Origin of the sequence: Mesorhizobium sp. UC74_2, assembly GCF_042701485.1 — a bacterium.
Taxonomy (GTDB): Bacteria; Pseudomonadota; Alphaproteobacteria; order Rhizobiales; family Rhizobiaceae; genus Mesorhizobium.
Genome location: NZ_CP170562.1, coordinates 3,040,355 through 3,062,179 on the forward strand (window position 1 = coordinate 3,040,355; position 21,825 = coordinate 3,062,179).

The 21,825-nt window shown below is 60.7% G+C and carries 20 protein-coding genes, 1 tRNA gene and 1 pseudogene; 10 read left to right on the top strand and 12 right to left on the bottom strand.

Annotated elements, in window-relative coordinates:
* The first annotated feature begins 142 nt into the window (after window positions 1-142).
* Both ACFJIU_RS14855 and ACFJIU_RS14860 read left to right on the top strand, forming a co-directional pair.
* A tRNA-Asp gene (locus ACFJIU_RS14855) sits at window positions 143-219 on the top strand.
* A 282-nt stretch (window positions 220-501) separates the two neighbouring features.
* A complete protein-coding gene (locus ACFJIU_RS14860) occupies window positions 502-2,586 on the top strand; it encodes an O-antigen ligase family protein (protein WP_379072714.1) in 2,085 nt (694 codons plus the stop codon).
* Window positions 2,587-2,678: 92 nt separating this feature from the next.
* On the opposite strand, the gene hupB is transcribed toward ACFJIU_RS14860, so the two are convergent.
* The 4 genes from hupB to clpP form a co-directional block, all read right to left on the bottom strand.
* Window positions 2,679-2,951 carry a DNA-binding protein HupB gene (gene hupB / locus ACFJIU_RS14865; protein ID WP_129410362.1) on the bottom strand — a complete coding sequence of 91 codons (273 nt, stop codon included), beginning with the start codon at window positions 2,949-2,951 and terminating at the stop codon, window positions 2,679-2,681.
* A 297-nt stretch (window positions 2,952-3,248) separates the two neighbouring features.
* Window positions 3,249-5,657 (bottom strand): endopeptidase La, encoded by a 2,409-nt coding sequence (gene lon, locus ACFJIU_RS14870; protein WP_379072716.1) that lies wholly within the window; start codon window positions 5,655-5,657, stop codon window positions 3,249-3,251.
* Between the two features lie 268 nt (window positions 5,658-5,925).
* Entirely contained in the window at window positions 5,926-7,200 is a 1,275-nt protein-coding gene (clpX, locus tag ACFJIU_RS14875; RefSeq protein ID WP_054308708.1) for an ATP-dependent Clp protease ATP-binding subunit ClpX, read from the bottom strand.
* A 304-nt stretch (window positions 7,201-7,504) separates the two neighbouring features.
* Window positions 7,505-8,134, bottom strand: coding sequence for an ATP-dependent Clp endopeptidase proteolytic subunit ClpP (clpP, locus tag ACFJIU_RS14880; protein ID WP_379072718.1), 630 nt, complete (start codon window positions 8,132-8,134; stop codon window positions 7,505-7,507).
* Window positions 8,135-8,372: 238 nt separating this feature from the next.
* Here clpP and ACFJIU_RS14885 point away from each other — a divergent pair, with 238 nt between their 5' ends.
* Window positions 8,373-8,963, top strand: a complete 591-nt coding sequence (locus tag ACFJIU_RS14885) for a hypothetical protein (protein ID WP_379072720.1) — start codon at window positions 8,373-8,375, stop codon at window positions 8,961-8,963.
* A 70-nt stretch (window positions 8,964-9,033) separates the two neighbouring features.
* On the opposite strand, the gene ACFJIU_RS14890 is transcribed toward ACFJIU_RS14885, so the two are convergent.
* The gene (locus ACFJIU_RS14890; RefSeq protein ID WP_379073104.1) at window positions 9,034-9,723 is read right to left on the bottom strand and encodes a DUF4336 domain-containing protein; all 690 of its coding nucleotides are present in this window, start codon (window positions 9,721-9,723) and stop codon (window positions 9,034-9,036) included.
* Window positions 9,724-9,780: 57 nt separating this feature from the next.
* Here ACFJIU_RS14890 and ACFJIU_RS14895 point away from each other — a divergent pair, with 57 nt between their 5' ends.
* Entirely contained in the window at window positions 9,781-10,368 is a 588-nt protein-coding gene (locus ACFJIU_RS14895) for a TetR/AcrR family transcriptional regulator (RefSeq protein WP_379072721.1), read from the top strand.
* 679 nt (window positions 10,369-11,047) lie between these two features.
* Entirely contained in the window at window positions 11,048-11,803 is a 756-nt protein-coding gene (locus tag ACFJIU_RS14900) for an SDR family oxidoreductase (RefSeq protein ID WP_379072723.1), read from the top strand.
* 103 nt (window positions 11,804-11,906) lie between these two features.
* Here ACFJIU_RS14900 and ACFJIU_RS14905 read toward each other — a convergent pair whose 3' ends face one another.
* Window positions 11,907-13,010 carry an NAD(P)/FAD-dependent oxidoreductase gene (locus ACFJIU_RS14905; protein WP_379072725.1) on the bottom strand — a complete coding sequence of 368 codons (1,104 nt, stop codon included), beginning with the start codon at window positions 13,008-13,010 and terminating at the stop codon, window positions 11,907-11,909.
* A 59-nt stretch (window positions 13,011-13,069) separates the two neighbouring features.
* Here ACFJIU_RS14905 and ACFJIU_RS14910 point away from each other — a divergent pair, with 59 nt between their 5' ends.
* The 4 genes and pseudogenes from ACFJIU_RS14910 to ACFJIU_RS14925 all read left to right on the top strand — a co-directional run bounded on the left by ACFJIU_RS14910 (window position 13,070) and on the right by ACFJIU_RS14925 (window position 16,168).
* Window positions 13,070-13,399 carry a barstar family protein gene (locus ACFJIU_RS14910; RefSeq protein ID WP_379072727.1) on the top strand — a complete coding sequence of 110 codons (330 nt, stop codon included), beginning with the start codon at window positions 13,070-13,072 and terminating at the stop codon, window positions 13,397-13,399.
* Window positions 13,400-13,408: 9 nt separating this feature from the next.
* Window positions 13,409-14,657: pseudogene (locus tag ACFJIU_RS14915) on the top strand (cytochrome P450).
* Window positions 14,654-15,238, top strand: a complete 585-nt coding sequence (locus ACFJIU_RS14920; RefSeq protein WP_379072729.1) for a class I SAM-dependent methyltransferase — start codon at window positions 14,654-14,656, stop codon at window positions 15,236-15,238. The pseudogene ACFJIU_RS14915 and the gene ACFJIU_RS14920 overlap by 4 nt, the downstream one beginning before the upstream one ends.
* Window positions 15,239-15,355: 117 nt before the next feature.
* Complete coding sequence (locus tag ACFJIU_RS14925) at window positions 15,356-16,168, top strand: methyltransferase domain-containing protein (protein WP_379072731.1); 813 nt, start codon at window positions 15,356-15,358, stop codon at window positions 16,166-16,168.
* 8 nt (window positions 16,169-16,176) lie between these two features.
* Here the strand turns inward: ACFJIU_RS14925 and ACFJIU_RS14930 are convergent, their stop codons facing one another.
* The 5 genes from ACFJIU_RS14930 to ACFJIU_RS14950 form a co-directional block, all read right to left on the bottom strand.
* Window positions 16,177-16,527, bottom strand: a complete 351-nt coding sequence (locus tag ACFJIU_RS14930) for a cupin domain-containing protein (RefSeq protein ID WP_379072733.1) — start codon at window positions 16,525-16,527, stop codon at window positions 16,177-16,179.
* Window positions 16,528-16,571: 44 nt separating this feature from the next.
* Window positions 16,572-17,855 carry an O-acetylhomoserine aminocarboxypropyltransferase gene (locus tag ACFJIU_RS14935; protein ID WP_379072735.1) on the bottom strand — a complete coding sequence of 428 codons (1,284 nt, stop codon included), beginning with the start codon at window positions 17,853-17,855 and terminating at the stop codon, window positions 16,572-16,574.
* A gap of 147 nt (window positions 17,856-18,002) precedes the next feature.
* Window positions 18,003-18,524 (bottom strand): CoA-binding protein, encoded by a 522-nt coding sequence (locus ACFJIU_RS14940; RefSeq protein WP_379072737.1) that lies wholly within the window; start codon window positions 18,522-18,524, stop codon window positions 18,003-18,005.
* Window positions 18,521-19,285 carry a GNAT family N-acetyltransferase gene (locus tag ACFJIU_RS14945; RefSeq protein ID WP_379072739.1) on the bottom strand — a complete coding sequence of 255 codons (765 nt, stop codon included), beginning with the start codon at window positions 19,283-19,285 and terminating at the stop codon, window positions 18,521-18,523. The genes ACFJIU_RS14940 and ACFJIU_RS14945 overlap by 4 nt, the downstream gene beginning before the upstream one ends.
* Window positions 19,286-19,337: 52 nt before the next feature.
* Entirely contained in the window at window positions 19,338-20,156 is an 819-nt protein-coding gene (locus ACFJIU_RS14950) for an enoyl-CoA hydratase (protein WP_379072741.1), read from the bottom strand.
* Between the two features lie 273 nt (window positions 20,157-20,429).
* Between ACFJIU_RS14950 and ACFJIU_RS14955 the strand changes: the two genes are divergently transcribed.
* Entirely contained in the window at window positions 20,430-20,876 is a 447-nt protein-coding gene (locus tag ACFJIU_RS14955) for a PaaI family thioesterase (protein ID WP_379072743.1), read from the top strand.
* A gap of 6 nt (window positions 20,877-20,882) precedes the next feature.
* Here ACFJIU_RS14955 and ACFJIU_RS14960 read toward each other — a convergent pair whose 3' ends face one another.
* Window positions 20,883-21,758 (bottom strand): sigma-70 family RNA polymerase sigma factor, encoded by an 876-nt coding sequence (locus ACFJIU_RS14960; protein WP_379072745.1) that lies wholly within the window; start codon window positions 21,756-21,758, stop codon window positions 20,883-20,885.
* Between the last annotated feature and the right edge of the window lie 67 nt (window positions 21,759-21,825).

Here is a 21,825-nt window from a genome sequence, read left to right on the forward strand (position 1 = left end):
AAGCTCGCGCTTTCGCGGCTTTCCAACGGCTTGTCAAAAAACCTTCGCATGAACTGCAATTAGCCGTGACGGGCCGCTTGACACCTGCCGGTGAACCCCTTATCCAGCCGCCAACGACGACACAGACACGTGTCGTCGGTGCGCGGGTGTAGCTCAGTCGGTTAGAGTGCCGGCCTGTCACGCCGGAGGTCGCGGGTTCGAGCCCCGTCACTCGCGCCATTCTAGTTTTCAGCAGAAAGCTGTTGTTTTTCAATCTTCATGCGGCTTTGCCTGCATGAAGATATGGTATGGTCGGTTGTGTCCCTGGCACTATTGTTCTTTCAGCAGGACAACGCCTCTGGCCAAGCCGATCGTCGACCGCGAAACAGCCCGGCAAAAAGTCGGCACGCTTATCAACACCTCCAAAATCTCTACAATTTAAAGACTGGCGTTGCCGCGCGCTGGCCAAGCTGGTGATTCTGCATATAAAGCGTGCTTCAACCGGAACGTCAGAACCGCAACATGGACCTGCCCATCTTCGCCATCAATCTCGACACCGAAGTCGACCGCTGGGAGGAACTGGCGGGCAATGCCAGTTCCGCGGGACTTTCCTTGCGCCGTGTATCGGCGATCGACGGCAGAGGTCTGCCGGTTGAGAATTGGGACGGCGTGGACCTGGCAACCGCCAGGGCACGGAGCGGGCGAGAGATCCTGCCGACTGAATATGCCTGCTACCAGAGCCATCTGACTGCGTTGCAGACATTCCTGGACGAAGGCAAGCCATACGGTTTGATCATCGAGGACGACGTCGCCTTCAACGAAGACACTCTGAGCCGGATCGAAGCGATTATCGCCGCCGTACCGAATTTCGACGCCATCAAGCTCACCACTCACAGAACCGGGCTGTTCATCCGAGCGGTTACAACCTCGCGAGGCGATGAGATCGGGCGGGCGCTCCATGGTCCGCAGGGCTCCGCAGCCGCCTATCTCGTATCGAGACAAGGCGCGCAGAAGCTGATCTCGAAACTCGCCACGATGACCCTGCCTTGGGATATCGCCCTGGAAAGGTTCTGGGATTCCGGCCTCGAAGTCTATTCGACCCGAAAGAACGTGTTGAGCTTCACATCGCGCAGCGCTGTTTCCAGCATCGCGGGGCCTTCCGGAAGCTACAAGGGCGCCAGATTCTCGTGGTGGAAACGGCTGGGAACGGCCTCCTTCCGCGCCAAGGATCAGTTTCGACGTTTGCATCACGTTTTTCTACGCCCGCCGCTGGACAGCGATGCGGCGGATTTCACAGCGCCCAGACAGCCTCTGCTGTGGCAGATGCTCGCAACACTTCTCGTGCTGGCTTTCGTCTCACCAGTCTGGCGGGAGGCTGACACCTATCGCTACGCCGGGGTTCTCCTTTTCCTGGTGGGCATCTTCCGCTGGCTGGGCAAGGATTTGTGGACATACGGCAAACCGTTGATCGGTGGGGTTGGCTATCTCTGTTTTGCCTGGACCTTCTATGTGTTCGCCCGCCTTGCAGCGGTCTATTTCACCACCGGCCAACTCGGCGCGTCTGAAGGCATCTACTTGTTTCCCGCTCTCTATGCGACGACGGGTTTCACACTGCTGGCCTATGTCAGGCGCCCGTCGATCGTGGCTGCATGTTTTATGGTTGCGAGCCTGGCCTTTCTTTCAGCGGGCACCGGCTACGAGGCGATACTTCAAGGCTTGAAACCCGAGACGGTGCTGTTCAACAATCCTATCCATGCGGCGATCGGCGCTGGTTTCATCTTCCTGTGTGCGCTGCAGTTTGCGATTTACACCACGCAGCGCAGCGATCTGGGAGCAGGAGGCAAGGTACTGTTCTGGCTGCTCTCGGCAGCCGTGCTGATTTTTGCCGTCGTCAACATCGTCGCACTGCGGTCGAAGGGCGTGTGGCTTGCTCTGACTGCAGCGCTGCTCCTGCTGGTTGTCTTGACCGTGCTGCGGGGAAGTCGGCGCTACGTCCTCGTGGGCATGGGCGCCCTGGTCCTGATCCTTGTTGGCCTTTTCTTCTCTTACGGCATCCTGTCATCGACTGCGGGCGACACGCTTGCCTTCGTCGGAAGGTCCATAACTGACGCGACCACGAACGGTGTAGGCAGCGCCCTCGAACACGCCATCAAGAGCGACCTGACGCCTGTATCGGCCAAGGAGCGCTTGATGTTGTGGTCCAACGCGCTTGAAATCTGGAAACATCATCCGATTTTCGGCGCCAGCTCAGCCTGGCTCACCGAATGGCAGAACAGGGCCTATCACACCCAGATCTACGATGTCTTCCACAACGGCTATCTTGAGATCGCCGTCCGTTACGGCATCGCCGGGCTGACGTTCTATGCGTTTCTCTTCATCTGGTCGGCAAGACAGGTGCAGCAAGCCGCACGGACGAAGCTCATCGAACCAATCGCATGGCATTGCTACATTTCAACGCTGATCTTCTTCGCCATCACACTGCTCAGCAACTCCAACAACCGATTGGCGATCGGCGAGGGTTACATGTGGTTCGCGGCAGCTTTCGGCTTCTATTGTTTCTACCTGCGCCAGCGCGCCAGGCAGATTCAACCACAGACATATTTCTAGTCCGGGTCGGGGGCTCCCCTCCCGGGCAGGCACCCAACAAAAAAGCCGGGCGCTAGGCCCGGCTTTTCGCAGTTCTGAACAAACAGCGCGCCTTAGTTGACGGCGTCCTTCAGGCCCTTGCCGGCGGTGAACTTCGGCACCGTGCGGGCCGGGATCTTCACTTCCGCGCCGGTCTGCGGGTTGCGGCCGGTCGAGGCAGCGCGCTTCGAAACCGAGAAATTGCCGAAGCCAACCAGACGGACATCGCCACCCTTCTTCAACTCGCCGGTGATAACGGCAAACACCGCATCCACCGCCGACTGCGCGTCACCCTTCGAGATCTTCGCGGCATCGGCGACAGCGGACACCAGTTCGTTCTTGTTCATCAAAATTCCCTTCCATGAGAACACCGGAACTTACGACTCATCCGGCAGGGATTGGACTTTAGAAAGAAGCGTTCCGACAACCAAGCCAAAAGACCGACAAAAGAACGAAAAAAGCCCGGAAAACCGGGCTTTTTCACGAAAAAGCCGGGCACAGGGCCCGGCTTTTCATTTGTGCATTGCACTCTTAGCCGACGCTCACTTAGCAACCCGAAAACCGAAATCGATTCTCGGCAAGCACAAAGCACGGCTCCAGAACCTCAGAGCAGCCTTCGCGCGCCCTAACGGACGCGCGAAGCTCTAGTGAGCAAGCGACTTTCCAGCGTCATCGACATCGGCGTTTGCCGGGGCGTTAACCGGCTCCACCCACTCGATCGGCTCAGGCATCCTGACCAGCGCGTGCCGTAGCACTTCGCCGACACGCGAGACCGGAATGATCTCCATCCCGTTCTTCACATTGTCCGGAATCTCCGCCAAGTCCTTGGCGTTGTCTTCCGGGATCAGCACCTTCTTGATGCCGCCACGCAGTGCTGCAAGCAGCTTCTCCTTGAGGCCGCCAATCGGCAGGATGCGACCACGAAGCGTGATCTCGCCGGTCATCGCCACATCAGCCCGGACCGGAATACCGGTCAGGATCGACACGATGGCGGTGGCCATGGCCGCACCGGCGGACGGACCGTCCTTCGGCGTGGCGCCTTCCGGCAGGTGCACGTGGATGTCACGCTTGTCGAACAGCGGCGGCTCGACACCGAAATCGAGCGCCCTGCTGCGGACGTAGGACGCCGCCGCCGAGATCGATTCCTTCATGACGTCGCGCAGGTTGCCGGTCACCGTCATCTTGCCCTTACCGGGCATCATGACGCCTTCCACGGTCAGCAACTCGCCACCGACTTCCGTCCAGGCCAGACCAGTAACGACACCGACCTGATCGTCGGACTCCGCACGGCCGAAACGATACCGCTCGACACCGAGATAGTCCGCCAGATTGGCAGCCGTGATCTTCACCGACTTCTTCTTGGTCTTGAGGATCTCGGTCACCGCCTTGCGGCCAAGCTTCATCAGCTCACGCTCGAGGCTGCGGACGCCGGCCTCGCGGGTGTAGGTCTGGATGACAGCACGGATGGCGTCCTCGGAAACCGAGAACTCCTTCGGCTGCAGCGCGTGGTCACGCACCACCTTGGGCAGCAGGTGCCGCTTGGCGATCTCGATCTTCTCGTCCTCGGTGTAGCCGGCGATACGAATGATCTCCATGCGATCCATCAAAGGCGCAGGGATGTTCAGCGTATTGGCCGTCGTCACGAACATCACGCTCGAGAGGTCGTATTCGACCTCCAGATAGTGATCCATGAACGTCGCGTTCTGTTCCGGATCGAGCACCTCGAGCAGCGCCGAAGACGGGTCACCACGGAAGTCCTGGCCCATCTTGTCGATCTCATCGAGCAGGAAGAGCGGGTTGGACTTCTTCGCTTTCTTCATCGACTGGATGACCTTGCCGGGCATCGAACCGATGTAGGTGCGGCGGTGACCGCGGATCTCGGCCTCGTCACGCACGCCGCCAAGCGCCATGCGGATGAATTCGCGACCGGTCGCCTTGGCGATCGACTTGCCGAGAGAGGTCTTGCCGACGCCGGGAGGGCCGACGAGGCACAGGATCGGCCCCTTCAGCTTCTTCTGGCGGCTCTGCACGGCGAGGTACTCGACAATGCGGTCCTTGACCTTGTCGAGGCCATAGTGATCGGTATCGAGCACGTCCTGCGCGAAGTTCAGGTCCTGCTTGACCTTGGAGTTTCTGCCCCACGGAATGGACAGGATCCAGTCGAGATAGTTGCGCACGACCGTGGCCTCGGCGGACATCGGCGACATGGTGCGCAGCTTCTTGAGCTCCGCCTCTGCCTTTTCCCTGGCCTCCTTGGTCAGCTTGGTCTTCTTGATGCGCGCCTCGATCTCGGCGGCCTCGTCGCGACCGTCCTCGCCTTCGCCCAGCTCCTTCTGGATCGCCTTCATCTGCTCGTTGAGGTAGTACTCGCGCTGTGTCTTCTCCATCTGGCGCTTGACGCGCGAGCGGATGCGCTTCTCCACCTGCAGGACGGAGATCTCGGCTTCCATGAAGCCCATCGCCTTCTCGAGACGCTCCTTGACGGAAAGCGTGGCGAGCATCTCCTGCTTCTCGGGGATCTTGATGGCGAGATGCGAGGCAACCGTGTCGGCGAGCTTGGAATAGTCGTCGATCTGGCTGGCCGCGCCGACCACCTCAGGAGAGATCTTCTTGTTCAGCTTGACGTAGTTCTCGAAGTCCGAAACCACGGAACGAGCCAGCGCCTCAACCTCGACCTCTTCTTCCTCGGGTTCGGCCAGAACACCGGCCTTGGCCTCATGATAGTCGGTGCGGTCGGTAAAGGTCACGATCTTGGCGCGTGCCACGCCCTCGACCAGCACCTTCACGGTGCCATCGGGAAGCTTCAGCAACTGCAACACATTGGCCAGCGTGCCGATGTCGTAGATCGCATCGGGCTCGGGATCGTCATCGGCGGCGTTCATCTGGGTGGCAAGCAGGATCTGCTTTTCCTGGCCCATCACTTCTTCGAGCGCCTTGATCGATTTCTCGCGCCCGACGAAGAGCGGAACGATCATGTGTGGGAACACCACGATGTCGCGAAGCGGAAGAACCGCAAAGGCGCCGTCACCGGTAGCCTTGGATATTTTGGCCATTGTCCAACCTTTCCTTCGCGATCGCCTTTGGCCAATCGCGAATCTCATATTAACGACCGCGGACCATTCCGCCTACCACCGATTGTGACGGGAGTTTTGCAGCACAGAATTCGGCCCGTGGCCTTCGCATGTTAAGTGGATAAGTCACCGGCAAAGATCAAGGTCCACCTTCACCTACCTTTAGTGCTAGGTAACCCGCCAGCAGAACCTTATCCGCGAAACGAAAACGGCGCCGAACGGCGCCGCTTCGATCTTGAAAAAGGACTTGTCAGGCGCTGACGTTGCCCTTCTTTTCCTTCTGCTCGGAATAGATGTAGAGCGGCCGGGCGTTGCCCGAAACGACTTCTTCCGAGATCACGACTTCGCGGACGCCTTCGAGCGCCGGCAGCTCGAACATGGTGTCGAGCAAAATGGCTTCCATGATCGAACGCAGGCCGCGAGCGCCGGTCTTGCGCTCGATGGCGCGCTTGGCGATCGCCGACAGCGCATTCTCATGGAAGGTGAGATCCACGCTCTCCATCTCGAACAGGCGCTGGTACTGCTTGACCAGCGCGTTCTTCGGCTCGGTCAGGATCTGGATCAGCGCAGGCTCATCGAGATCCTCGAGCGTCGCCAGAACCGGCAGACGACCGACGAATTCCGGGATCAGGCCGAACTTCAGCAGATCCTCGGGTTCGACCTGGCGGAACAGATCACCGGTGCGACGATCTTCCGGCGAGGCGACCGTCGCGCCGAAACCGATCGAGGTCTTGCGGCCACGGTCGGAGATGATCTTGTCCAGCCCGGCAAACGCACCACCGCAAATGAACAGGATGTTCGCGGTGTCGACCTGCAGGAACTCCTGCTGCGGATGCTTGCGGCCACCCTGCGGTGGCACAGAGGCAACCGTGCCTTCCATGATCTTCAGAAGCGCCTGCTGGACGCCCTCGCCCGACACGTCGCGGGTGATCGAAGGATTGTCCGACTTGCGGCTGATCTTGTCGATCTCGTCGATGTAGACGATGCCACGCTGCGCGCGCTCGACATTGTAATCAGCCGACTGCAGCAGCTTCAGGATGATGTTCTCGACATCCTCGCCGACATAGCCGGCTTCGGTCAGCGTCGTGGCGTCAGCCATGGTGAACGGCACGTCGATGATGCGGGCCAGGGTCTGGGCGAGCAACGTCTTGCCGCAGCCGGTCGGGCCGATCAGAAGGATGTTCGACTTCGCCAGCTCGACGTCGTTGTTCTTGCCGGCGTGCGCGAGGCGCTTGTAGTGGTTGTGGACGGCCACCGACAGCACGCGCTTGGCGTAAGGCTGACCAATGACATAGTCGTCCAGAACCTTCAGGATTTCCTGCGGTGTCGGCACGCCTTCGCGCGACTTCACCATCGAGGTCTTGTTCTCCTCGCGGATGATGTCCATGCACAATTCGACGCATTCATCGCAGATGAACACCGTCGGTCCGGCGATCAGCTTGCGCACCTCGTGCTGGCTCTTGCCACAGAAGGAGCAATACAGGGTGTTCTTGGAGTCACCGCCGCTGTTGCTGACCTTACTCATCGTCCCAGTCCTTTCATGGGCACCCGCCGATGGTTTGGCGTATGGCACACCTACATATCTATCGCGGGAATCCGCGCCGGCCAGTGGTCTGGCTCCTGCAACGCATTCCGTACGAAACACAAATCAGAAAACGTGGCAATGATTCCTGCAGCCCCACGGAAAGCTAAGCCGCCGAAAATCAACATAGCCTTAACGTAGGCAATCGTCGTCGTCGAGGAAACAGCCAATTGTGGCTGAAATGCCGCAAACCACACCAAAAGCGTGGTCTGCCGCCGACAACTGACAATTTTAGTCGGGCCGACTATCAGCTTGCGGTCGTTTCCGCCGGCTCGCGGCTCTCGATGACCTTGTCGATGAGACCGAAATCCCGTGCCTCGTCGGCAGTCATGAAATGGTCGCGGTCGAGCGTCTTTTCAATGGTCTCGTAATCCTTGCCGGTGTGCTTGACATAGACCTCGTTCAGACGACGCTTGAGCTTGATGATGTCCTGGGCGTGGCGTTCGATGTCGGAGGCCTGGCCCTGGAAGCCACCCGACGGCTGATGCACCATGATGCGGGCGTTCGGCGTGGCAAAGCGCATGTCCTTGTGGCCGGCGCAGAGCAGCAACGAGCCCATCGATGCGGCCTGGCCGATGCAGAGCGTCGAAACCGCCGGCTTGATGAACTGCATCGTGTCATAGATCGCCATGCCGGACGTCACCACGCCACCTGGCGAATTGATGTAGAGGTTGATTTCCTTCTTCGGGTTCTCGGCTTCCAGGAAAAGCAGCTGCGCGCAAACCAGCGTCGCCATGCCGTCCTCGACCGGGCCGGTGATGAAGATGATGCGTTCCTTGAGAAGACGCGAGAAGATATCATATGCCCGTTCGCCGCGATTGGTCTGTTCGACCACCATCGGAACGAGGTTCATGTAGGTTTCGATGGGGCTCTTCATAAATGGTCCCTTGCCTGGATGGGTTTCCGCGCCGAACGGGCGGAATCGATGCTGACGGTCGTTTCCGTAGATAGGATGCCGGCTCACCCTAGCGCAAGACCGTGCCGCCTAGCCATCCGGCCAGCGCATTTTATGGCCTTGCCGCCGTTAACGAATTTTAAAGAATTCACTTTCCCGCGCACTACCGTCCGTTAAAGTTGAAGCGAGCGGCGTCAGTTCGCGTAAAAAGGGGTGGCATATGTTGAAGAAGCAGCTTTCGCTGGCCGTGTCCGCGCTGATCATGCTCGGCACCGCCTCGGAAACAGTGGCCGGCGGCCGCGCGGTCGAATGTTACGAGCCGTACCGGACACGTCCGGTCTACGACACCATCTATGGCGAGGAGCAGGTCAGTCCCGGCTACAGCCGCGTGGTCAGGACGCCTCCGATCTATGGTACGCGCCAGCGTGCCGTGCTGATCCGACCGGAACGTGTCACCTATGAGGTGATCCCGGCGGTCGTCGATACGCGTTACCGCACCGTGCAGGTCTCGGATGGCGGCTATGGCTGGGAATGGCGCTGGATCAACGGCCGCCGTGTGCTGTGCAAGATCAAATACACGCCACGCTATGAGAGGGTGGCAGAAACCGTCGTGATCCAGCCGGAATCGCGCCGCCGCGTCGTCATCCCCGCGGAATATGGCTACGAAACCGAACAGGTGGTCGTGCAGCCGGGATCGGAGCGCGTGCTGGAGGTGCCGCCGACCTATCGACAGGTCGCCCGCCGCGTGATGGTCTCCGAAGGCCAGACCGGCTGGCGCCGCGTGCACATTCCGCGGCACTGCCAATACTGAGCAGACAACCTGCTGACAAAGCCGGGGCATTTGCTCCGGCTTTTTGCCGATACCGACTGGATGGCCACGCTCAAATCAGCCAACGGAACGCGCGACGCAAGAACGCCTGCCCGTCCCGCGTTATCGGGTCGCCATGAGCCATCAAAACCTTGTCCGCAGGCCAGGTCAGGACTTTCTCGATTGAGGCACGTGCGGCCCGCCTGTCCGTGAATGCGATCCGGAATTTGCGGGGCACGGACGCCTCGGCGCCGATCATCAGGTCAAGCCGCGCGACGACCGCTCGCCAGCCAGAGAACCAGCCGGGTTTGAATTGCTGGATCAGATCGCAGAAGAGAGCGGTACGGCTCGCCAGGTGGAAAAACACGACTTCGGTTGTGATGAGGTTTCCGCCCATGACGACCTGCTTCACATCCGTGTTCCAGGCCGGCTGGGCGATGCCGGCGAGGTCACCATCGAACGGGATATCAGGTCGTTTCTCGAGTAACCCTGGCGGGGCAAAGGTCTTCGCTTGTGGAAAAGCGCGCTGCCAGTCACGCAGGAACAGGTGATGCAGTGAATTGGGTGGGATGAGATAGCCCACCTCGCCCAACGCGCTGACCGCCGCTTGCAAGTCGGCTGTAAGGGCTACCGGCGACCAGATGAACAGTCGGTTTCCGGACAGACGAATGACAGCCATGTGCGTCGGATAGTGAAAACCGGCCGTGGCTGTTACGGTCCGGCCTTCGGCAAGCCAGATCTCAGGCCCGAACTGCGTCAGGATGGAAACCACGTCACCACCAATATTTACAGATGAGTAAATTTACACATATGTATAAAAATGCCAAGCTTGAAACGTACTGAGCGATCCAGAAATCTGATCCTCGACGCTGCCGATGAGGCGTTCCGGGAACTAGGGTTTGAAAACACCTCGGTCGAGGAAATCGCCGCGCACGCCGGATTGACCCGCAAGACCGTCTACAACCTGTTCCGCTCGAAGGAAGACATCGCCTTGAACCTCATCGCCCGCGTGGAAGCGAACGATGCCGGTTACCGTGAATTGATGGCGCGCAACATGAACGTCACAGAATTGCTGGAGCTGGTTCTGACGGACAGTGCGCGCTGGTGCATCGCCAACCCATCGCTGGCACGCCTGGCGCTTGCGCCTTCCATAAGACCGTCCCTGGAGCCGCCGTCCGAACGCCCGTCTTTTCAGGGGCTCGTCCGGGACATTCTTGCTCTTGGCCAGCAGCAGGGCCTCGTCCGCAACGACGAGGAAGCAAATTACATGGCGCTGGTGCTGCTTGGGATCTATGGCCAGGCGATGCTGAACTCCCTTGTGGGAAAAGCATTCGATCACAGTCAGGTACGTCGACTTATCCGCATCGTCGTCGAGGGCATTGGCGAGCGATCTTGGGTTTCCCGCTGAAAGAATGAACCAATCCAGGCGCGCCCGCCAGCTTTTGGTTGGGCGGCCGAGCCTCTATATGTGGCTGATGGAGACGGTGGATTTTTCATCACCAACCAAATGGGACGTGACCCGGCGAGTGGTTTTCGCCATCGTCGGGATTCTTATCGTTGGTACCGGGTTTTGGACGTATTCAGGCTACAGCCGTGTCATCAGAAAGGTTCAAGTCTCGGGCACGGTGATCTCGGTGGCCTCAGCCAGGTCAAGTAACCGATATTTCATTCGACTGGATGGCTCTCAAACCATCATCATACCGGGCCCACCCATCGTGCTTTATCCTAGTGGGTCCACAGTCGTGCTAGAGCGTCGTGTTCACGAAAACGGCTCTATCGACTACCAGTTTCCGCACCAATCAATCGATTGACGTCGGCGACTCCTCGCGTTAGTTCTCCGCCCGCAGTTGCCTGAATGGCGCTGCCGTAGGCGTTACCGTCATCCAACGCGCCTTTCGAGAAGGTCCCGGCTGGGAGATCTCGATCACGAAGGCGCAACGGTATGTCCATTTTTCCTGCTCAGCGGCTGTTGGCCCGCTCGACACATGCCTTGGCAAGAGCACTCTTGCCGGGATGCATGTTGTCCCGTCCTGCACAGCCTGGCCCCACCGTCCGCCTTTCCCGACAAGCACCTGAAAGGCAAACCCATGAAAATGACTGGAAACACCATCCTCATCACCGGCGGGACGAGCGGCATCGGTCGCGCGCTGGCCGAGGCTTTCCACGCCCGTGGCAACCGCGTCGTCGTCACAGGACGGCGACAGTCACTGCTCGATGAGATCACCGTGGGTCAGCCTGACCTCCACGGCTTGCTGCTGGATCTGGCCGATCCGGCCTCGCTCTCCCGCGCCACAGCCGACATCGGGCTGCATTTCCCCGAACTCAACGTGCTCGTTGCCAACGCCGGCATTTCGCGAGCGGAAGACATGACTTGCGACAATTGGGATACTTCCGACGCCGAGGCAATTGTCGAAACCAACATACTGGGCGTACTGCGTATCACAGCAGCCCTTCTGCCAACGCTGAAGAGACAGGCCGATGCGACAATCGTCGCCACCAGTTCGAACCTGGCCTTCGTGCCGCGCGCTGATTTTCCCGCCTATTGTGCAAGCAAGGCATTCCTGCATTCCTGGCTGCAATCGCTGCGGCACCAGCTTCGCAACATGCCCGTCGAAGTGCTCGAACTCGCGCCGCCCTATGTGCAGACGGAACTCACAAGTGTTGACCAGGCGTCCGATCCACGCGCGATGCCTGTCGATGCCTTTGTCGCGGAAGTCATGCAATTACTGGAGCAACAGGAGCATCCCGGAGGCGAGGTGCTGGTCGAACGGGATCAGGCCCGGCGTTGGGCCGAACGCGATGGCAGCTATGGGGCTATCTTCGCAGCGATGAACCCCGCTTGAGCAAGCGGATGATGTGAAGGCGAATTCCGTCTGCTTTCGATATCGGGCGACAGCTCAACAACAAGAAGCCGGGTGGTAGATCCGGCTTCTTGTTGTGCGGCAGTCAAACCTGTTCGGCTCGAAGCCAGCGCTTGACACCTTCGACATCACCGTCACCGACAGCACGGGCGACACGACGACCGACCGAGGCGCCAAATTTGTAACCGTGGCCCGAACAGGGCGAAACAATCAGGCACTTGCCCTTTTCGCGCGCCAGAAACTTCTCATCGGCGGTGAATGTGTAGGCACAGGTCACCACATCGGTCACCCGGTATTCGTCGATGCGGGCAATCGGTGGCGAGAACAGGTCGCGGATCCGCTCCCCCTCGCCTGGTACCGGTACGCGGTTCCAGTCGGCATCTGCGGCCGGCACCTTGTGCAGGCCCGAGCCGAGCTTCATCCCGGCCCCACGGGTCAGTGGGATCACGTAGCCGTCGGTCTTGCCGCCGATATCGAGGATGACAGGGGCAGCTTCCCAGGCAGAGCGCAGATCGACCGGCGGTTCGACATAGGCAAGCGCAGTGCGATAGGTCTTCAGCTCGTCGCCCAGTTCCGGAAACAGCTTCAGCACCCAGGCGCCCGCGGTAACCACCACGCGATCGGCCTGGAGGCTATCGCCATTGGCAAACGTCACTCGCCCAGCCGCGGCGTCGATTGCGGTTGCCCTGCAGTTTTCGCGCACGTCAGCGCCGTGCGCACGCAGCCATTTCGCCAGTCCCTCCGCGATCTTGCGGCAATGCAACGCGCCGCCATCCGGCGAAAAATACGCGTAGCGAAAGCTTCCAGCCTCCAGGAAAGGCCAGCGTTCAACCGCGGCCTCGGGCATCAGCAGCTCAATAGGCCACCCGCCCGCCTCCATGCCCTCGCGATATTCCTCCGCCTCATCGCCTGGTTCACGCGACACGCACAGGAAGCCGCGCTGATCGAGATGGTCCTCGCCAAGGTCACTCCACAATTCTTCCCAGGCGGCATAGGCCTCGCTGATCAATTGGCCATAACCGCTCCCCGCGCGATAGGCACGACGGATGATCCGATGATGGTCTCCCGAGGCAGCCAGGGGATTGGGAATCGGCCCCTGCTCCAGAATGGAGACGCTGTGTCCGGCCTTGATCAGCGACCATGCGGTGGAGAGGCCGGCGATACCGGCGCCGACGACGATGACGTTCATATTGGCAACAGCCCTCTGATGCGGGAAAGTCATATCAATTCACAACCCCGGGGCGTTTCTTGCAATACCGTCTTGTGCGCATCGACTGCTCCGAAGTCACCGACATGCATGCCCTTTTTGCCGACGCTTTCGGCTTCCCGGTTTTTTATGGCCGCAACTGGGACGCCTGGATCGACTGCATGTCGCATCTGGACGAACCGGATGCTGGCCTTTCGACCATCCATGTGGAAAAAGGCGGCATCGTTGTCATTCAGCTGGAGCAGGCTGAAGCGCTCAAGCGCAGCCGGCCGGATCTGCTCGCCGCATTGTGCGAAAGTGCGGCCTTCGTGAACTGGCGACGCATCGAGGCCGGCTCCGGCCCGATCCTGTGCCTTTCCTTCGCAAGCTGAGAGCGACTTATGCCGACCAAGCCAGCCTACCTCTCCTTCGACCCGGCGAGCCGGCATGTCAGCCTCGACCCGCACGAGCCTGCTTTCGTTCAGGATCCCTATGACGCCTATGCCTGGCTGCACGCCAACAGTCCGGCCTTCTTCTGGAAGGAATTCGGCTTCTGGTGCCTGGGCGGTTACGACACGGTCAACGGCTTGCTCCGCGACCGCCGCTTCGGTCGACAGAACCCGACCGGTATCCCGGACAGCCGCGGTCTCGACGCAGGATCGCAGCCATCTGGCCGCGTTCGACGCGATCGAAGCCAATTCCATGCTGGAGCTCGAGCCACCGGTGCACACCCGGCTGCGAACACTGGTCAACCGCGCCTTTGTCTCTCGCCAAGTGGAAAGGCTGCGCCCCCGCGTGGAAGCGCTCGCCAACGAACTGATCGATCGCTTCGAGCCAGGCAAACCCGTGGACCTGCTGCCTGCCTACGCGGCGCCACTGCCAATCACCATCATCGCCGAGATGCTCGGCGTCCCAGTCGAAATGGGGCCGCAGTTGCTCGACTGGTCCCACCAGATGGTGGCGATGTACATGCACGGCCGCACCCGCGAGACTGAGGATACGGCCAACCGCGCGGCACGCGAATTCGGCGATTTCCTGCGCGGCTATGTCGCCCAACGGCGCAAGCAGCCAGGCGATGACCTGCTGTCGCTGCTGATCTCCGCCCAGGAAGATGGACAGAAGCTCTCGGAAGACGAGCTGGTTTCCTCGACAATCCTGCTGCTCAATGCCGGTCATGAGGCAACGGTGCACCAGACCGGCAATGCGGTGCGCTCAGTGCTCGCGCAGGGCGGCGATCCGCGACGTTTCTTCACTTCGCCGGAGGCAACCGCCGCTACGGTCGAGGAATGCCTGCGCTACGACGCACCGCTGCACATGTTCACCCGCTACGCCTATCAGGAGATCGAGGTCGTACCGGGTGTGACCATAAAGCCGAACGAGCAACTCGGCCTCCTGCTTGGAATGGCCAACCGCGATCCCTCAGCCTTTGCGGAGGCAGATCTCTTCAACCCGCAGCGCACCGACCAGAAAAATGTCTCCTTCGGCGCCGGCATCCACTTCTGCATTGGAGCCCCATTGGCCAGGCTGGAATTGCAGGTGTCGCTGAAGACGCTGTTCGAGCGCCTGCCAACGCTGCATTTCGGCGTGGAACCACAATTTCGTGATACCTATCACTTTCACGGGCTGGAGAGGTTAGAGGTTGTAGCTTGAAGGATCAGCCGACACTGGATTTCTATGCACGCGAGGCCGAGGCCTACGCGACGCGCTACCGGGTATCGGAGGAGTTGGGACCTTTCCTTGCACTCGTTCCGGCCGGCGGCCGGATACTGGAACTCGGCTGCGGCGGAGGACAGGACAGCGAGGCAATGCTTGCTGCTGGATTCGACGCCATCCCAACCGACGGCTCGGCAGAGTTGGCCAGGGAGGCCGAAAAGCGGCTGGACCGACGGGTGGAGGTGCTGCTGTTCGAGGACATCGACTTCGTCAACGAATTCGACGGCATCTGGGCAAATGCTTGCCTCCTGCACGCGCCCAAGTCGTCACTGCCCACGATCTTCGAAAATATCCACAAGGCATTGCGATCCGGCGGCGTACTCTACGCGAGTTTCAAGACCGGAGGCGAGGAACGGATAGATCAGTTTGGCCGCTACTATAACTATCCTGACGAAGCGTACTTGCGGCAGGCGCTCGAGTTCGGGAACTGGTCGTCGGTCGAAATATCCCAGCGCGAAGGCTCCGGTTACTACAACCTTCCCGCCATCTGGCTGCATGTGCTGGCGATAAAAGCCTGATCATACGCACGGCAAATCCGAGCAATGGCGTTTTGCGAAATCCTCCGCCCCACAGGGTCGTTCCGTGCTAATCTAGGCTTTTCGCAGTTCACGTCTCGATGAGGGGGAGCGTGCACCATGCGGCAGGACAAATATCTGCTCGGCCGTGGCCCGGCCGAGGAAGCAAGGCTGAAACGGCAGATCGCCAATCTGGCGCCAGACTCCGATGTTCAATTCGAGCGCATCGGCATCAAGCCGGGCGAACGGGTCATCGACCTGGGTTGCGGGCCAGGCGGAGTGTTGCACTTGCTAGGCAAGCGCGTCGGCGTGACCGGCTCGGTGCTCGGCCTCGAGCGCAGCCCGCATTTCGTCGAAATGGCACGCCGTTTCGTCGCCGATCATGCGCTGCCGCAAGTCGAGGTGCGCGAGGGGGACGCCTACGATACCGGACTGGAACGCGGGTCTTTCGACGGTGCGCATATGCGGCTGGTCCTGGTCAATGTACCGGAGCCCCAGCGCATCGTGCGCGAGATGGTGGCACTGGTGCGACCTGGAGGCTGGATTGCGAGTTTCGAGGCCGATTTCGTCGCCCATTTCTGCGACCCGGCGCTGCCGGCCTGGAATCGTCTGCTCGATGCCTACATCGCCTACTCGGCGGCTCAAGGGATCGACCTTTTCATCGGCCGGCGCACGCATCGCCTGTTTCGTGAAGCTGGCATGATCGATGTCCATGTCGACGCGGTCTACCATGTCTACCCGCTCGGACATGATCGGCGGCCGATGCTCTATGAGTTCGTCAACAATGTGCGCGAAAAGATGATCGATCAGGGCTTCATCACGCGGGACGACCTCGAAACGGACATGGCCGCACTCGAAATCCACCTGGCGGATCCCGACGTTCTGGTGACCTCGCACACCTTCTTCAGGGTCTCGGGTCGGGTGCCAGGATAGGCATGCCGTCAGAGCTTGATGACGTATTCCTTGCGAGTCGTTTCAAGCACTTCCCAGCTTCCCCTGAAGCCGGGCCTGAGCACGAAACTGTCGCCAGATCGCACGGTGCGCGCCTCACCCCCCTCCTCCGCGATCACGGAGACACCCGAGAGGATGTGACAGAATTCCCATTCGTCGTAGACGATGCGCCATTTTCCCGGCGTCGATTCCCATATGCCGGCGTAGAGACCGCCATCGCGCTCCTCGGCATTCCAGGTGCGGAATTTCGGGTCGCCGGAAACCAGGCGGTCCGCAGCCGGCGCGCCATGCTCCGGCTCGATGCCGTCAATGGAAACGGTGAGGAATTTCGGCTGGCTCATGAAAAAGGCTCCGGTCTGATCCGGAGCCTTCTGTGCCATGCCGATCAGACTTTGGCGAGCGCCTGTTCGAGATCCGCGACGATATCGTTCACGTCCTCGATACCGACCGAGAGACGCACCGTGTCCGGACCTGCACCCGCCGCAACCTTCTGCTCGTCGGAAAGCTGGCGATGCGTGGTCGATGCCGGATGAATGACCAGCGACTTGGTGTCGCCGACATTGGCCAGATGCGAGAACAGTTCCAGCGCCTCGACGAACTTCACGCCGGCCTCGTAGCCCCCCTTGAGACCGAAGGTGAAGACAGCGCCCGCGCCCAGCGGCGAGTACTTCTTGTGCAACGCATTGTTCTTGTCCGTCGGCAGGCCGGGGTAGGACACCCAGGACACTTTCGGATGGTTGGCGAGCCATGCCGCCACGGTCGAAGCATTGTCGCAATGGCGCTGCATGCGCAGCGGCAGCGTTTCCAGACCGGTCAGGATGAGGAAGGCGTTGAAGGGCGAGATCGCCGGGCCGAAATCGCGCAGGCCGAGTACGCGGGTCGCGATGGCAAAGGCGAAATTGCCGAAGGTCTCGTGCAGCACCAGGCCGCCATATTCGGGTCGCGGTTCGGACAGCATCGGATATTTGCCGGATTTCGACCAATCGAAGGTGCCGCCGTCGACAATGACGCCACCAATCGAATTGCCATGGCCGCCGATGAACTTGGTCAGCGAATGCACGACGATATCAGCGCCGTGCTCGATCGGGCGCACCAGATAGGGCGTCGCCAGGGTGTTGTCGACGACCAGCGGAATGCCGTGCTTGCGGGCGATATCGCCCAGCTTTTCAATGTCGACGAACTCGCCGTTCGGATTGGCCAGGCTCTCGGCGAAGATGAACTTGGTGTTTTCGTCGATCTGCTTCTCGAAGGTCGACAAGTCGTTGGTGTCGCCCCAGCGCACTTCCCAGCCGAAGTTCTTGAAGGCATGGCCGAACTGGTTGATCGAACCGCCGTAGAGCCGACGCGCGGCGACGAAGTTCTCGCCGGATTTCAGCAGCGTGTGCGCTACCAGGAGCTGCGCGGCGTGACCGGACGCCACCGCAAGTGCTGCCGTGCCGCCCTCAAGCGCTGCTACGCGCTCTTCGAGCACCGCCTGTGTCGGGTTCATGATGCGTGTGTAGATGTTGCCGAACGCCTTCAGGCCGAACAGCGAGGCAGCGTGATCTGCGTCGTCGAAGACATAGGATGTGGTCTGGTAGATCGGCGTGGCGCGAGCGCCCGTGGCCGGATCGGGTTTGGCGCCGGCGTGAACCGCGAGCGTGTTGAAACCTGGTGCGCGCTGGCTCATCGAAAACCTCCTCAAATCGCCCCGAAAAAATCGCCGGGCATTCTTGGGCGAGCCGCGTAGCGAATGCAAAGAAGATTTTGCCCGGCGAGTGCTATTTTTCAGTGCTGCTGCCAGCGTTTTGGCAAAACCGCGGAAAATTGTTGCTGGCTACCTCTGGCGAACACCGAAACTCTGGAAACCCTGACGCATGATAGGCTTCTTGGAGGACAGCACCCCCGAATTGACGCCGTTCCAGCCGATCTCGCCGGAGAGGCGACCATATTCGATCTTTGGGCAGCGATTCATCACCACCTTGATGCCGGCGGCCTCCGCCTTCGCGGCCGCCTCGTCGTGACGCACGCCGAGCTGCATCCAGACCACTTTGGGCAAAGGATCGAGCGCCAGCACCTCGTCGACGATGCCTGGCACCGCGGCCGGCGCACGGAAAATGTCGACCATATCGATCGGCTGAGGGATATCCGCCAGCCTGGCATAGGTCATGCGCCCGAGGATTTCCCTGCCAGCATGGCCGGGATTGATTGGAAACACCGAAAATCCCTTGTCCAGCATGTATTTCAGCACGAACCAGCTCGGCCGCACGTCATTGGCGGAAGCACCGACGATGGCGATGGTCTTCACCGAATTGAGGATGCCGGCGATGTAGGCGTTGTCATAGGAGTCGTGGTTCATGCGGCATCCGGTGCGAAACGATAGTGATAGCTGTAGAGCGAGGTGTTGAAGCCCAAAGCCCGGTAAACCGCAAGGGCCGGATGGTTGTCAGCCACCACCTGCAGGCATGCCTTGTCGGCTCCGGCTCCGCGCGCCCAGTTCATCAGGGCGCCGACGGTCTGTTTGGCCAGTCCTTTGCCGCGATGGTCGGGGTGGGTGGCGACCGATTCCACCACAAGCATGCCGTGGCAGATCACACCGTAAGCGATCGAGGCGGTGCGGCCACCGGCCCGCGACGACGCAAAAGCCTTCGGCAGGTCGATCGAAGTCACCATATCGCGAAAGATCAGTGGATCCTTCGCCAGACGATCCCGCAGTTCGAACCAGTTCCCTGTTGGCTCGGTCGTCACCGTCGGCCCGTTGGCGCCGGATCCGGGCGGGGCCGCCAGCGAAGCCAGCAAGGTCAGCGTGCTTGCCTGCGTCGTGTAGCCACGCCGGTCGAGTTCCGACGAAATCTCGCGCGTGAAATCGGTGAGGCGGAAGACCGGCACCTGACCGAAACCACGATAGAAAGCTTCGACCCTATCGATGAGCGCGGCACCACAATGGCGCTCGCCCGCCAACGGATTGGCGGCGTTGGTCCTGCGGATGCCGCCGCCTGAACGGCGCAACAACCAGCCGTTGGCAACCTGCTCCACCGCTGCTGGCCAGGCCTGCCGGCAGGCCTCTTCGACGTGCCAGACGGTGTTGGGCCGGATGTCGAAAACGAGGCTTTGGCTCATTGGCGGGGAAATGCCGGGTGTTTCGGTGTGCGCGACATGGCCGAAAGCGGTGTCACTCGCCCTTCCATTCAGGCTGCCGCTTGCCGATGAAGGCGCCGATACCTTCCTCGGCGTCTCGCGCCAGCATGTTGTCGACCATCACACGCCCGGCATAGTCGTAAGCGTCCGAGAGCCCCATCTCTGCCTGCGCATAAAATGCTTCCTTGCCGGTGCGGATCGTCAAAGGCGATTTCGAAGCAATGGTTTGCGCGTATTTGGTCACGACCTGATTCAAGTACTCGCGTGGCACGATACGGTTGATCAGACCGAATTCCTTGGCGGTCGCAGCGTCGACGGTTTCGCCGGTCAACAGCATCTCCATCGCCTGCTTGCGCGAGACATTTCGCGACAGGGCCACCATCGGCGTCGAGCAGAACAGGCCTATGTTGACACCCGGAGTGCAGAATGTCGCCTCATGCGAGGCAATCGCCAGATCACAGCTGGCAACAAGTTGCAGGCCGGCGGCCGTCGCCAGCCCGTCGACCGCCGCAATCACCGGTTTCGGATGACGCACGATGGTCTGCATCAAGGCCGAGCAGGCGGCGAAGGTCTTCTCGAAGAAGGCCCTGCCGCGGTCCCCGTCGTTGCGATGCGCGGTAAGTTCCTTGAGATCGTGTCCAGCACAGAACACCTTGCCCGATGCCGCAAGCACGATGATCCGCACGGAACGGTCGTCGCGCAACCGGTCGAACTCCGCCTGCAAGGCTGCCATGACGGCCAGGGACAGCGCATTGGCTGGCGGGCTGACGAGCGTGATCCGTGCGATGCCATTGGCCTGTTCGACCAGTACCGGCCCGACGGGTTCGGACTTGATGGCGACGATTTCGGCCACGTCTTGATCTCCGCTGCTCGACGACCCCGCCGTCGGATTCGTTCAGTATGGAACAAAAGAACTAGCACGCTGCCGATTGAAGGAAAGGCTTTGAGCATGCTTTCTGAACTTTAGAGCGTTTCCGTTTTCTACGGAAACGCGGAAGCGCTCTAACTCCTTGTTCTTTCGCAATTCCGGACGGAAAACCGTTACACAGTTTCCCTGGAGTTGCCCTGGGATCATAACAGGCGTCGGGCAAAGACCGAAGCGCCACGACAATGAACGGACGATGCCATGCCGATGCAGGACGATCTCAGGCCGGTGCTGACCGCAGGCGAGGCAAACGCCCTCTTGAAATCCGTCTACCCGCAGCTCAACGACGATTATCTCGCCTATGAGGCCGTCGACATCTTCCCGGGCGGCTGCACGGTTCGTCTCAATGCCGACGAGCGGCACCTGCGTCCCGGTGGCACCGTGTCAGGCCCCTGCCTGTTCACGCTGGCCGATATCGGCGGGTATGTCTGCGTGCTTTCCCACGCCGGCCCGGATGCGCTGTCCGTCACCACCAATCTCAACATCAACTTCATGCGCAAGGCCGATGCTGGACCGGTTCTCGGCCACTGCCGCATCCTGAAACTGGGCCGGAGCCTCATGGTCTACGACATCGATATCGTCGCCGGAGCAACGGGCCACACCATCGCTCAGGCCACCGGCACCTATTCGATCCCACCGAAGCGCTGATCACGGTCAGTCGAGCACCGTCACGTCCAACCCGGCCAGGCTTTCGCGATTCGCCACAGCCTCGATGCCGGCAATGCGATCACCTTTCAGTGCGACGCGCAGGACAAGCAGCGTCCGGCCACCGGCCTCGACCACCACGCCGAGCGCACCGTCGAGCATGGCCGGTTTTGCCCCACGGGCGCGGCCGTTGAACGCATTGGCAACTGCCGTCGGCCCACGCAATTCGGCCTCGGAGCCCAATCGCATCGCGGCCTCATCGGCCCGGAACACGACCTCCGGATCCAGGATCGAGAGCAGCGCCTCGAAATTGCCGTCACGCGACGCGGCGATAAAGGCCTCGACGACCTTGCGCTGGCGGGCACGATCCGCTTCGGGCGAGACCGAGGTGCCCTGCACGCGCTGGCGGGCGCGGCTGGCCAGCTTGCGCGTTGCATCGGTCGTGCGCCCGACGATCGGGGCAATGTCATCGAACGGCAGGTCGAACATGTCGTGCAGGACGAAAGCGACCCGCTCGGCCGGCCCAAGCGTCTCCAGGACGATGAGCATGGCAAGACCAACTGAATCGGCCATGGCGAGCTGGTACTCGGGATCGTAGGAGGCTGTGCCGGCTTCGGACGGCAGATCGTGCTCCCCGTCACTGATCGGATCTTCACGACGCAGTTTGCGTGAGCGCAGCATGTCGAGGCAGATGCGCGCTGTCACCGTCCTCAGCCAGGCACCGAGGTTCTCGACGTCGCCAACGTCGGTCCGGTTCAGCCGCAGCCAAGTTTCCTGCACGGCGTCCTCGGCCTCGGTGCGGGAGCCGAGCATGCGGAAGGCAACGGCTCTCAGATGAGCGCGACTTGCCTCGAACTGGCCTGCCAGAAACTTTTTTTCGTCCATCGGTCACATTCCCTGTCTGCCGTGCGTCATGCCGATGACGAACGAAATCCGGCCGATGTGACCAACA

Excerpts from the sequence above, each read along its gene's own strand:
- ACFJIU_RS14935 (WP_379072735.1), bottom strand. The coding sequence starts at position 17,855 with ATGAGCCAGCGCGCACCAGGTTTCAACACGCTCGCGGTTCACGCCGGC.
- ACFJIU_RS14960 (WP_379072745.1), bottom strand. The coding sequence starts at position 21,758 with ATGGACGAAAAAAAGTTTCTGGCAGGCCAGTTCGAGGCAAGTCGCGCT.
- clpX (WP_054308708.1), bottom strand. The coding sequence starts at position 7,200 with ATGAGTAAGGTCAGCAACAGCGGCGGTGACTCCAAGAACACCCTGTAT.
- ACFJIU_RS14925 (WP_379072731.1), top strand. The coding sequence starts at position 15,356 with ATGCGGCAGGACAAATATCTGCTCGGCCGTGGCCCGGCCGAGGAAGCA.
- lon (WP_379072716.1), bottom strand. The coding sequence starts at position 5,657 with ATGGCCAAAATATCCAAGGCTACCGGTGACGGCGCCTTTGCGGTTCTT.
- ACFJIU_RS14900 (WP_379072723.1), top strand. The coding sequence starts at position 11,048 with ATGAAAATGACTGGAAACACCATCCTCATCACCGGCGGGACGAGCGGC.
- ACFJIU_RS14940 (WP_379072737.1), bottom strand. The coding sequence starts at position 18,524 with ATGAACCACGACTCCTATGACAACGCCTACATCGCCGGCATCCTCAAT.
- clpP (WP_379072718.1), bottom strand. The coding sequence starts at position 8,134 with ATGAAGAGCCCCATCGAAACCTACATGAACCTCGTTCCGATGGTGGTC.
- ACFJIU_RS14895 (WP_379072721.1), top strand. The coding sequence starts at position 9,781 with ATGCCAAGCTTGAAACGTACTGAGCGATCCAGAAATCTGATCCTCGAC.
- ACFJIU_RS14860 (WP_379072714.1), top strand. The coding sequence starts at position 502 with ATGGACCTGCCCATCTTCGCCATCAATCTCGACACCGAAGTCGACCGC.
- ACFJIU_RS14955 (WP_379072743.1), top strand. The coding sequence starts at position 20,430 with ATGCCGATGCAGGACGATCTCAGGCCGGTGCTGACCGCAGGCGAGGCA.
- ACFJIU_RS14905 (WP_379072725.1), bottom strand. The coding sequence starts at position 13,010 with ATGAACGTCATCGTCGTCGGCGCCGGTATCGCCGGCCTCTCCACCGCA.
- hupB (WP_129410362.1), bottom strand. The coding sequence starts at position 2,951 with ATGAACAAGAACGAACTGGTGTCCGCTGTCGCCGATGCCGCGAAGATC.
- ACFJIU_RS14945 (WP_379072739.1), bottom strand. The coding sequence starts at position 19,285 with ATGAGCCAAAGCCTCGTTTTCGACATCCGGCCCAACACCGTCTGGCAC.
- ACFJIU_RS14930 (WP_379072733.1), bottom strand. The coding sequence starts at position 16,527 with ATGAGCCAGCCGAAATTCCTCACCGTTTCCATTGACGGCATCGAGCCG.
- ACFJIU_RS14885 (WP_379072720.1), top strand. The coding sequence starts at position 8,373 with ATGTTGAAGAAGCAGCTTTCGCTGGCCGTGTCCGCGCTGATCATGCTC.